The following is a 9,633-nucleotide window of genomic DNA, read 5'->3' on the forward strand; positions in this document are numbered from 1 at the left end:
GCGCAGGCCCGGGCCCTCGCGCCGGCGGTTTCCGAGCGGCTGTCCGGCTGGGCCACGGTCTCGGTCGACGCGTGCATCAGCCAGATCGGGTCCGGTGCGCTGCCGGTGGAGACCTTGCCCAGCGCCGCCCTGGTGCTGGTGCCGGATGGCGAGGGCGGGCGCCGCGGAGCCGGGGGGCGCTGCAAGCGCCTGGCCGAACGCCTGCGCGGATTGCCGGTGCCGGTGATCGGCCGCATCAGCGGCGATGCCGTCCTGCTCGACCTGCGGACCCTCGAGGACGAGACCGGGCTGCTGGACAGCCTATCGCACATGTCATCGTCAGGTGACGGAGCGCCAGGGGCCCGGAGTTGTTGAGAAACCGAGCGTGGAGCGGGAGCTTGCACGCACGCTCAGCGTGTTATGCTAGAAGGGCCAACCCGCGGTCGCGGTGCGAGACAAGCGGCACTCGGACCGCGATGGGCGAGCAACATGTCGTATTCTGTGGACACGATCGAGGCAGAGCAGGCAACAGATCCACTCCTGCTCGATAACCAGCTTTGCTACGCGCTCTACGCGGCCGCGCACCGGATGACGAAGTCTTACCGGCCGCTTCTGGAGCGGCTCGGGCTGACCTATCCGCAATATCTCGTGCTGCTGGTTCTGTGGGAGCAGGACGGCGTGACGGTCTCGGAGATCGGCCGGCGGCTCAGGCTCGATTCCGGCACGCTCACGCCGGTGCTGAAGCGGCTGGAGAGCGCGGGCTTCCTGGTCCGGACCCGGCGTCAGTCCGACGAGCGCGAGGTCGAGATTGCCCTGACGCCCCAGGGCGCGGCGCTCCGTTCGGAGGCGGTCACGGTGCGCGAGAGCGTGATGTGCCAGCTGGAACTGAGCGAGCCCGAGATGCGCGCGCTGCGCAGGGATCTCGGCATCCTGATCGAGCGGCTGAGCGTCAACGACTGACGGCTCACCGGCGGAGGCGGTTGCCCAGCACGAAGCCGTAGAGGCCCATGAGGATGATCCCGGCCGCGCCTTCGAGGCCGACCAGCAGGTTGGTCACCCGGCCGGTCGGCTTAAGGCCGATCTCCGGCGGGTTGGCCGTCATCATGTTGAGCGCGCTGTAGCTCATCAGGTCGATCGGGTTGTAGGTCGGCCCCGCCTCGGGACCCTCAAGCACGATCAGGCCGCCGGTCAGCCCGAACAGGCCGGCGAACACGACGATCAGCAACGCGAAGGCCCGGGCGATGCGCGACAGGCTCTCGCCGTAGTCGCACAGCCACTCGACGAAGCGGTCGGCGGTCCAGCGGTAGCCGTGGCGCAGGATCCCGGCCCCGTCTCGCTCGACCCATGCGGCGCGTGCCTGTTGTCCGGCATGGACACGACCCATGCGGCGGCCGCGCTTGTAGGCCCAGCTCGCCGCATCGTGGCTGCCGATGCTCTTCCAGTTCTGCTCCAGGGCGAGGTAGCTCGCCTGCGCCAGCTCGTAGGCGCCCGCCACCTCCTCGCCGACGGCGCCGCCGAGCTGCTCGACGCTCATCCGGGTACCGTTGAGCCATGCCCCGGCGAAGCGTGCGTGCCGCAGCCGGCAGGTGGCGAGGTTGAGCCGGACGAGATCCGTGTCCGACAGGTCGGCACCGGATAGGTCCGCGCCGTCGAGCTTCGCCCCGGTGAACTTGGCGCCGCGCAGGCGCGAGCCGGCCAGCGTCGCCTTGGCCAGGCTGGCACCCTCGAAATCCGCGTGGGTCAGGTTGGCGTCGGCGAGCTTGGCCTCGTCGAGCCGCGCGTTGCGGAACACCGTGTCGTCCGCGTCGGCTCCGGAAAAGTCGGCGCCCCAGAGGTCGGCATCCGTGAAGTTGGCCCCGTCGAGGAGCGCCCCCGACAGGTCCGCGAAGCGCATCGCCGCCTGCCCGAAGCGGGCATCCTCCAGCATAGCGGCGGAGAGCTTGACCTGGCCCGCCACGATGCCGGCGAAATCCGCGCCCGAGAGGTCGGCCTCGGACAGGTCGGCCTCCTCCAGGATCGCCCCGACGAAGCGGGTCGAGCGCCCGACCGCCCCGGTGAGGCTCGCCCGGCGCAGGTTCGCGCCCGACAGGTCGGCCTCCTCCATCCGGGCGCGGGACAGATCCGAACCCGCCAGGGACAAGCCGCCGGATTCGGGGTCGGCCCGTGCCGCATCCAGTTCGGCCAGCGCATGAGCGCCAGCGTCGACATGCGCGAGATCGAGGCCCGGCTCGCGCAGGGGCGTGCCGGAGGCGATCAGGTCCAGGAGACCGCGCAGGCGCGGCTCCACGTTTCGGGGCGTGACCTGATCCATCCCGGCTCTTTGCCGGAGAGAACGGCGCCGCGCCAGATCCCCCCGGGCTCAGGTCGTCGGCATCGCCGCGCTGACCCGCACCGTGATGGCTTTGGCGGCCGGCGTCTTGGACTGCTCGTCGTGATGCCACAGGGGCAACAGCACGTTCAGCTCCGGATAATAGCCGCCGCAATTCCCCTGCGGGATGTCGTAGGCGATCACCCGCAGGCCGCCGACGCGCCGTTCGACCTGGTCGCCGGCCACCGCCTCGACATCGACGGAGCCGCCGTCCTTCAGCCCGAGCCGGGCGATGTCGGTCCGGTTCATGAACAGGATGTCGCGGGTGCCCTTCACGCCGCGGAAGCGGTCGTCGTACCCGTAGACCGTGGTGTTGAACTGGTCGTTCGAGCGCAGCGTGATCAGGTCGAGCACGTCGGGCCCATGCTTCGGTAGGTCCGGATCGGCCTCCAGCCCCTCCGGCACCGAAAAGTTCGCCTTTCCGGTCTCGGTTTCCCACTTCCGGTCCCGGGCGCCCAGCGGCTTGGTGATCCCGCCCGGCCGGAACATCTGCCCGTTCAGGTCGTGGAACACCTTGGGGTAGGTCGCCTCGATGGCGTCGCGCACCCGGCCGTAATCGGCCACCCACGCATCCCAGTCGATCCGCGGGTTCGGCGGCACTGAGGCCTTGGCGATCTCGGCGACGATCCAGGGCTCGGAGCGCACCTCCGGGCCGACCGGGTCGGCCACGCCCCGGGAGCCGTGGAAGCGCGCGGTCGAATCCTCCATCGAGACCGCCTGCGGGCCGGTCGCCTGCCGGTCGACCTCGATGCGGCCGAGGCATGGGAGGATGAAGGCCACGTCCCCGTTCACAAGGTGCGAGCGGTTGAGCTTGGTCGAGATCTGGACGGTGAGGCGCTGCCGGCGCCAGGCGGGCTCCATCCGCCCGGTATCGGGGATCGCCCGCAGGAAGTTGCCGCCGAGGCTGACGAAGGCTCGGACGCTGCCGTCCAGGATCCCCTCGCAGGTCTCGACCGTGTTCAGGCCCTTCTCCCGCGGCGGCTCGAAGTCGTACAGCTCCTTGAGCTTGTCGAGCGGCGCCAGCTCCGGCTTCTCGGTGATGCCGACCGTGCGCTGGCCCTGCACGTTCGAGTGGCCGCGCACCGGGCAGATCCCGGCTCCGGGCTTACCGATATTGCCGCGCATCAGCAGCAGGTTCACCAGCATCCGCACCGTCTCGGTGCCCTTGCGGTGCTGGGTCAGCCCCATCCCGTAGATGCCGATCACCGCTTTGGCGCGGGCGTAGGCTGCGGCCGCGGCTTCGAGGGCCGGGCGCGTGAGGCCGGAGCGACGCTCGATCGCGGTCCAATCCTCCCGATCGCAGAACGCCACGAACTCCGCGAAGCCGTGCGTGTGCTCGGCGATGAAGGCGTGGTCGAGGATGGCGGGACGGCCCGATGCGGTGGCCTCCCGGTCCATGGCGAGCAGGGACTTGCACAGGCCGGTGAGCGCCGCGAGGTCGCCGCCGGCTTTGACCTGGTGATACTGCGTCGAGATCTTGGTCGCCGAGCGCGTCAGCATCTCCACCGGCGATTGCGGGTTGGTGAAGCGTTCCAGCCCGCGTTCGCGCAGCGGGTTGAAGGTGATGATCTGTGCCCCCCGGCGCCGGGCCTCCTGGAGCGGGTGGAGCATCCGGGGCGCGTTCGATCCGACATTCTGGCCGAAGAAGAAGATCAGGTCGGTGGTCTCGAAATCCTCCAGCAGCACCGTGCCGACCGGCGCTCCGATCGATTGCGGCAGCGCCACCGAGGTCGGCTCGTGGCACATGTTGGAGGAGTCGGGCAGGTTGTTGTTGCCGTACAGCCGGGCGAGCAGCGCCCACATGTAACTGGTCTCGAGCGAAGCCCGGCCGGAGGCGTAGAACACCGCGGATTTCGGGTCCTCTTCGCGCAGGGCCTTCAGCTCCCGTCCGATCTCTGCGAAGGCCTCACCCCACGAGACGGGCCGGTACCGGTCGGCCTTGGGATCATAGCGCATCGGATGGGTAAGGCGGCCCTGCTCTTCCAGCGCGTAGTCGCTCCAGCCGAGCAATTCTGTGACGGTGTGGGCGGCAAAGAAGTCCGGGGTCGCCCGGCGGCGGGTCTGTTCCCAGGCGGTCGCCTTGGCGCCGTTCTCGCAATATTCGAAGGCCAGGGGCTTGGCCGGCTTCGCCCAGGCACACGACACACACATGAAGCCGTCGGGCTTGTTTTGCTTGACCAGCATCGCCGAGCCGGTGACCGGAACGCCCTCGCGGGTCAGGATCTCCACGAGGGAGCGCGCCGAGCCCCAGCCGCCCGCCGGGCCGTCGTAGGGTTCGATCCGTACGTCGCCGGTGTTCTGGTCGGTCATGCCGTCCTCCTCCCGGAACGCCAGCGTCCGGACCGGAGGGAACGCGCGAGGACGCAGGTCGGATCACGGGCGCGTCACCGCGGCGCCGATCGGCTTCCGCCCCGGGTCCCGCGGCGCTACCCTGAGGCGGCGAATGACTCGTCCCAGGAGAAGAACATGGCCAGCGTCGACGTCGAGATGGTGAAATGCGCCTGCCAGGACTGCGTGTGCGTGGTCTCATTGACCAAGGCGGTGTCGCGGGACGGCAAGGCCTATTGCTGTGATGAATGCGCCGACGGACATAAAGATCACGCCGGCTGCGAGCATGCCGGCTGCGCCTGCCACGGCTGAGCAGCCCGCGCCCGCGCGGACGGTGCCACCGCCGCGCGGCGCTTCAGGACACGGTCCCTGATCCAACGCGCCCGCTGTCCGCCGGACCGATAGACACTCCCGCGGACAGCGATCCACCCCGTCAGGAGACGGCCGCCAGCTTGTCGGCCATGGACTGCTCCTTGTCCCGGCGGGTGGAGAAGATCAGCGTGAAGAAGGTCCGCTCGACGCCGAGTTCGGCGAGCCTGGCCTCGCAGCGTTCCGCCAGGGCGCAGACCTCAGACAACTCGGCTTCGATGTTGGTGCCGTTGGGATGCATCGTGGCGGTCAACCCGCTCGCCTCGATGATCGCTTTGATCTCGCGCACGTAGGGCGAGACCGACGGGCCGACGCCCATCGGCACGATGCACAGGTCGGCGGATACCTTCATGGCGATGCTTTCCAAAAGGCGCGGTCGTGCCGGATCGCGGGACGCGGCCGGGTGACGGGTGCGTACGATATCACGAAGACGGCGCCTGATCGGGCAGACAATGCGGCGAGGCCGCTGCGCCGTATCCCGGAACGGCGAAGGCCAAGCGCAGGCCGTCCGCGTGCGTTCGTCACGCGCGATCAACCGGATCGCGGTGATCCGAACTTGGAGCGCTCGCTGCCGCAGGGGATCCCGGTTCGGCGCGAGCGAGCGCGTTGCTTCAAGGACTAAGAGCTGTCCCCGATCGCAACGCGAGCGGGAAGGGCTCTAAGGGCGGCCTTCGCCTTCGTGCGACATCTGCTTCGGCTGGGACGTCGACCAAGCCAGGGGCGGCGACGGCAGGTTGGTCTCGAAGATCGTGCGTCCCGCCAAGGCGTTGACGATGACGCCGCTGCGCCAGGCCATGAGGCTGAGCTGCGGCTCCGCGATGCCGTGGCTCACGAGGCCGCCGTTGAGGACGAAGAGCCGGTGGCCCGCCGGACCGTCCCACGTCGCGGCGAAGTCGGAACCGATCTCGGGCCGGCCGTCCGCGTCGAGGACGAGGCGGTCCCGCAGCGGATCGAGGCAGGCTGGCAGCGCGTATCGGTAGCCTGTGGCCAGGATGACGAAATCGGCATGCGCAACCTCGATGCCTCCGTCGAAGCCGTTGCGCATGATGAGGCGGTAGCCGCCGATCCGGTCGACATCGAGCACGGTGCGGTGCGGCAGCAGGCTCGTGGAGAGGGGGGCCTCGGCGAGGTGCCGCAGGTTGTAGAGGCGCCGATAGATCGCCCGCAGGGTCGCGGCCGAGATGCCGTCACCGGCGAGCTTCTGGCGTGCCACCGTGGAGCGGCGGCGGGCATCCGGCAGGGTGTGGAAGCTCTCGACGTAGCCGGGCGTGAACAGCTCGTTCGTGAACGGGGTTGCGTCGATCGGCTGGAAATTCGGGCGACGGCTGATCCAGGTAACGGCAGCCGGCGCGTCCGATCCCCGGTTCAACAGGTTCAGCACGATCTCGGCGCCGCTCTGCCCGCCGCCGATCACCGCCACCCGCCGGCCTGCGAACCGATCGAGGGCGAAGGCGACCTGAGAGCTGTGGACGTGGTCGCGCGGGTCGAGCTTCTCCGCAAAGGCGGGCAGGCTCGGCTGCAGTCCGACGCCGAGGGCCAGGTTACGCGCCCGCACGGTCCCCCGGTCGCCGTCGAGGCGAAAGTCGCGTCCTTCGAAGCGGACCTCACGGATCGCGGTGCCGAAGCTCAGGCTCGGCAGCCGAGCCGCGACCCAGGCGAGGTACTGCGCGAATTCCCGGCGCGGCACCGCCTCGAACTCGGCATTGAGGAACTCGTAGAAGCGTTTCTGCGCCACGAGGTAAGCCAGGAAGCTCCAGGGACTCGTCGGGTTCACCGCCGTGACGAGGTCCTTGAGGAAGGAGGTCTGCAGCGCGACGTCCGGAAGCATCATGCCCGGGTGCCAGTCGAAGGCCGGCGCCCGGTCGAAGAACCGTGCGTCGAGGTCGCCGACCGCGTCGAGCTGCGCCGCGAGGCTCAGATTGAACGGGCCGATTCCGATGCCGGCGAGGTCGAGGGGGTGGTCGCTCATGATGCGCGGGCTCCTGCCTGTATGCCTGCCCTGTCGTCGTGCCCGGTGCCGGCCTCCCGGGGGATGGAGGCCTCCGCGCGATGGAGCGGGTTGATCAGCGGACTGCCGAGCCGCGGCACCGGTCGCAGATTGGAATCGCCGTAGCCGAGGCTGAGCCGGACGCGGTTGATGCAGATCCGCGGCACGGTCGGCGCGAACAGCTCGAACTGGCTGAACCGGTCGGCGAGGTCGGGGTGCCGTGCGTGGTAGCGGCGCAAAACCCGCGCGAGCGCTCCGTAGAAGGCGGCCTCGGGAAGGCCGTCGCTGCGCAGAAGCGCATCCGACACGAAGCGCAGCAGACTGGCGAAATGGCCGGTCTGTAGGTGCTGCAGCAGGTGCGCGGCCGGCCGCCGCAGAAGGGTCTCGCGCACGCCGTCCGGCAGGTCTGCGGCCTCGGGGAAGTCCTGGTCCACCAGATCGGCGTCGCCCTGGAAATCCTTCAGCGCGACGCCGCAGGGCACGTCGTCCTCCAGGATCAGCGTCACGTTCTGACCGTGGGCGATGAAGCCGACGCCGTAGCGGCAGAGGAAGTGGTAGAGTGGGACGGCCACGTGGTCGAACAGCCGCTCCAGCCACGCCTCCGGGGCGAGGCCGGACCGGGCGATCAGGCTGGACACGAGCGGGCGGCCCGCTGCATCCGCCTTCAGCAGCGCGCCCATCATGAGAGCGGATCGGCCGGGTCCGAGGCGGCCGGCGATGCCCTCCCGCCAGATCACGCCCAGCATCTCACGGTACTGGTACGGCGCATCCGCGATCCGCTCGTAGACGGGGTGCGGATAAAAGGCGCCTGCGCGTTCCCGCAGGATCACGGTGCCGGCGAGCGCCGGGTCGCGCGCGACCTTGTCCGCCAGCCAAGCCGAGAAGGCCGGTCCGATCTCCATGTACCTGCCCGGCACGCCCCGCCAGGCCGAGGTGTTGAGGATCGTGAGCGCGAGCTTCACGTCCAGGCGGCCGTCCGCATCCGCGCAGGCGAGCGTCCGCAGCGATTGCTGGGGCCGGTAGCCGCGGCCGAAGGTCCCCAGGGGGACGAGGCGCCCGGCCGCGATCTCGCCTGCGAAATGCAGGGCGATCTTGTTGTCCCACTGCCAGGGATGGACCGGCACGAGCAGATGGGTCGCGGGATCGGCCCCGCGTGCGGCGCAGGCCTGCGCTAGGCGCGCCCGTTCCGGCCCGTCGAGGGCGTCGGCCACGAGGTCCGCCTCGGCGAGGCCGGGCTCCAGGCTGAGGCGGCAGGCTGTCCGGTCTGCCGCGACCCAGAACAACCGGATCTCGGGTTGGAATTCCGGCGCGTAGGCCTCGTAGTCGGCCAGACCCCAGCCGATCCGCCCCTTGCTCGCGGGGGCCTTTGGGTGGCCGTCGAGATAGGCCTGCAGGACGCGGTCGCTCAGAGCGAGCAGATCCGGCCCCGTCATGTCCCGGCCGATCGCCGCGATGCGGGCATCGGCCGTGAGCGTGCTCAGCACTTCGGCGGCATAGACGCAGAGGGTGGCGGACTCTATCCCGAGCGTACGGCTCGCATCCACCAGGAACCCGGCCGCGTCGCCGGCCGGGGTAACCCTGTTACCCGCGATGCGGAACAGGCTGGACGGATCGATCGCGAGGTTGCCCCAGATCCGGCGCTCGGCCGCGAAGCGGTAGGCGATCCCGCCGTCAAGGCGCAGCAGCCACTGCGTACCGGTCCGGTCCGCCAGCTCTGGTGCGAACGCCTCCTCGAACGCGAGTTCGGAGATCGTCTTGGCGATGAGCGCACGATTGAGATCGAGCCAGAGCGGCGCCGTCACGGCCGCGCCGCCCGGCAACGGTCCGGCGCTCACAAGGGAACCTCGCGGAAGAAGCGCTCGCGCTCGCAGCAGACCAGGGCCGCGCGCTTGTGGGGGAAGTCGAACTCCTTCAGCGTCTCGTAGGCCGCATCCCCGCAGTAGCTCAGCATCTTGCGATGCGTGGCCCGCGGCTCGCCCATGATCCGCCGGGTGCGGGGCTCGTCCAGGAACAGGTAGTGCGTGATGGCCCTGAACCAGGCGAGGGTCTTCGGCCGTCCCAGGTGCGCGACGTTGCCGATCAGCCCGTGCCAACCGCGGTCGAAATCCTCGGCGTCGTAATAGGGACCGAGCCGATCCTCCTTGGCCCAGTAGAACTCGAAATAGCCGACCGGTACGTCGTCGAAGCTGCCGATCACCCCGAACAGGTGCGGGTCGTCCTCCTGGTCGGCGAGGTAGCGGTCCAACTCCGCCTCGCTCTGCGCGAGTTCCCAGTAATAGGCGACGCGCTTCTGGTTCATCCAGCCGTGGAACAGGCCGAGATCGTGCCGCCGGTCTATGGCGCGAAACGACAGGGTCGTGCCGAGCTGCGGCAGCCAACGCCGGTAAAACGAGCCGTTCGGCTGCGGCGGTCGCAGGGGCGGTAGACGGTCCTGCGGCCCGATCCGCGAGCGGATCAGCGGGTAGGCGGCCCGCGTTCCGGCTGCCAGCCATAGCAGGGGAAGCTGATAGAACAGCGCGCGCTCCACGACCGCGTCGGGCGCGGCCGGGTCACCCTCAGACTGCGCCGCCAGTGCGCGCAGGGACGCCGCGCTGCCGAGGCC

At 69.6% G+C, this 9,633-nt stretch carries 8 protein-coding genes and 1 pseudogene; 3 read left to right on the forward strand and 6 right to left on the reverse strand.

Features of this window, described 5'->3' with window-relative positions:
* Positions 1–354: pseudogene (locus FV228_RS12015) on the forward strand (L-seryl-tRNA(Sec) selenium transferase); the annotation flags it as partial.
* 114 nt (positions 355–468) lie between these two features.
* Complete coding sequence (locus tag FV228_RS12020) at positions 469–939, forward strand: MarR family transcriptional regulator (RefSeq protein WP_147854835.1); 471 nt, start codon at positions 469–471, stop codon at positions 937–939.
* Between the two features lie 4 nt (positions 940–943).
* Here the strand turns inward: FV228_RS12020 and FV228_RS12025 are convergent, their stop codons facing one another.
* Both FV228_RS12025 and FV228_RS12030 read right to left on the reverse strand, forming a co-directional pair.
* On the reverse strand, positions 944–2,290 hold the full coding sequence (locus FV228_RS12025; protein WP_147854836.1) for a pentapeptide repeat-containing protein: 1,347 nt from the start codon (positions 2,288–2,290) through the stop codon (positions 944–946).
* 48 nt (positions 2,291–2,338) lie between these two features.
* Complete coding sequence (locus FV228_RS12030; RefSeq protein WP_147854837.1) at positions 2,339–4,657, reverse strand: FdhF/YdeP family oxidoreductase; 2,319 nt, start codon at positions 4,655–4,657, stop codon at positions 2,339–2,341.
* Between the two features lie 156 nt (positions 4,658–4,813).
* Between FV228_RS12030 and FV228_RS12035 the strand changes: the two genes are divergently transcribed.
* Positions 4,814–4,987 (forward strand): metallothionein, encoded by a 174-nt coding sequence (locus tag FV228_RS12035; protein ID WP_147854838.1) that lies wholly within the window; start codon positions 4,814–4,816, stop codon positions 4,985–4,987.
* A 121-nt stretch (positions 4,988–5,108) separates the two neighbouring features.
* Here the strand turns inward: FV228_RS12035 and FV228_RS12040 are convergent, their stop codons facing one another.
* From FV228_RS12040 to FV228_RS12055, 4 genes are all read right to left on the reverse strand, one after another.
* On the reverse strand, positions 5,109–5,396 hold the full coding sequence (locus FV228_RS12040; protein WP_092043425.1) for an MTH1187 family thiamine-binding protein: 288 nt from the start codon (positions 5,394–5,396) through the stop codon (positions 5,109–5,111).
* A 306-nt stretch (positions 5,397–5,702) separates the two neighbouring features.
* Positions 5,703–7,013 (reverse strand): SidA/IucD/PvdA family monooxygenase, encoded by a 1,311-nt coding sequence (locus tag FV228_RS12045; protein ID WP_147854839.1) that lies wholly within the window; start codon positions 7,011–7,013, stop codon positions 5,703–5,705.
* Positions 7,010–8,866: an IucA/IucC family siderophore biosynthesis protein gene (locus FV228_RS12050; RefSeq protein WP_238262242.1), complete on the reverse strand. Its 1,857-nt coding sequence runs from the start codon at positions 8,864–8,866 to the stop codon at positions 7,010–7,012. Before FV228_RS12050 ends, FV228_RS12045 begins: the two co-directional genes overlap by 4 nt.
* A partial coding sequence (locus FV228_RS12055; RefSeq protein ID WP_147854840.1) for a GNAT family N-acetyltransferase occupies positions 8,863–9,633 on the reverse strand: 771 nt, incomplete at its 5' end. The genes FV228_RS12050 and FV228_RS12055, both read right to left, overlap by 4 nt.

The organism is Methylobacterium sp. WL18 (genome assembly GCF_008040015.1).
Taxonomy (GTDB): domain Bacteria; phylum Pseudomonadota; class Alphaproteobacteria; order Rhizobiales; family Beijerinckiaceae; genus Methylobacterium; species Methylobacterium mesophilicum.

Excerpts from the sequence above, each read along its gene's own strand:
- FV228_RS12020 (WP_147854835.1), top strand. The coding sequence starts at position 469 with ATGTCGTATTCTGTGGACACGATCGAGGCAGAGCAGGCAACAGATCCA.
- FV228_RS12030 (WP_147854837.1), bottom strand. The coding sequence starts at position 4,657 with ATGACCGACCAGAACACCGGCGACGTACGGATCGAACCCTACGACGGC.
- FV228_RS12035 (WP_147854838.1), top strand. The coding sequence starts at position 4,814 with ATGGCCAGCGTCGACGTCGAGATGGTGAAATGCGCCTGCCAGGACTGC.
- FV228_RS12045 (WP_147854839.1), bottom strand. The coding sequence starts at position 7,013 with ATGAGCGACCACCCCCTCGACCTCGCCGGCATCGGAATCGGCCCGTTC.
- FV228_RS12040 (WP_092043425.1), bottom strand. The coding sequence starts at position 5,396 with ATGAAGGTATCCGCCGACCTGTGCATCGTGCCGATGGGCGTCGGCCCG.
- FV228_RS12025 (WP_147854836.1), bottom strand. The coding sequence starts at position 2,290 with ATGGATCAGGTCACGCCCCGAAACGTGGAGCCGCGCCTGCGCGGTCTC.